Consider the following 836-nt stretch of genomic DNA (forward strand, 5'->3'; position numbering starts at 1 on the left):
CCCCCACCCCCACCTGGACCGTCCCCAGCACGATGTTCCACGAAGCCGTCCCCGGCCACCACCTGCAACTGGGCACCACCACCCTCAACACCACCACCCTCAACCGCTTCCAGCGCCTGTCGTGCGAACTCCACCCCGGACACTGCGAAGGCTGGGGCCTGTACGCCGAACGCCTCATGGACGAACTCGGCTACTTCGCCGACCCCGCACACCGCCTCGGCATGCTCGCCGGCGGACAGCAACTGCGCGCCGCACGCATCGTCCTCGACATCGGACTCCACTTGCGCCTGCCCATCCCCCCGGGCACCGGCTTCCACGACGGCGAACGCTGGACCCCCCAGCTGGCCCGCGACTTCCTCACCCACCACTGCGCCCTGAACCCGCCCGCGTTCGTCGCCTTCGAAATCGACCGCTACCTCGGACGCCCCGGACAGGCCCTGGCCTACAAACTCGGCGAAAAAGTATGGCTGGAGGCCCGCGACACAGCCCGCCGCCGCGACGGCACCGCATTCGACCTCAAACAGTTCCACCGCCACGCCCTGGACCTGGGACCCATGGGCCTGGACCTGCTGCGCACCGAACTGACCCGCGACACCGCCCGGACCACACGACACCTGCCCTGACCCACCCCGACCACCCCGCGCACCCCCCATGGAGGAGTGACCGTGTCTCTTTCACGCCGCAAGATCCTGGCCGGCTCGGGCATCGCGGCTTCCTCACTGGCCATCGGGACCCTCGCCACCAGTGAGGCCGCCGCCACCCCCAAGGCCGCCCCCCAGCCCTTCAGGCCCCACGACTGGAAGTCCGTCCGCGCCCAGTTCCTGCTCGACCCCCAA

At 70.0% G+C, this 836-nt stretch carries 1 protein-coding gene; it reads left to right on the forward strand.

The genetic code is table 11. The features are described from left to right. On the forward strand, window positions 1-623 hold a 623-nt coding region (locus CCN44_RS39710), incomplete at its 5' end, for a DUF885 domain-containing protein (RefSeq protein WP_143650375.1). Window positions 624-836: the final 213 nt, after the last annotated feature.

Origin of the sequence: Streptomyces tricolor, from assembly GCF_002155905.1 — a bacterium.
In the GTDB taxonomy this organism is placed as follows: Bacteria; Actinomycetota; Actinomycetes; order Streptomycetales; family Streptomycetaceae; genus Streptomyces; species Streptomyces tricolor.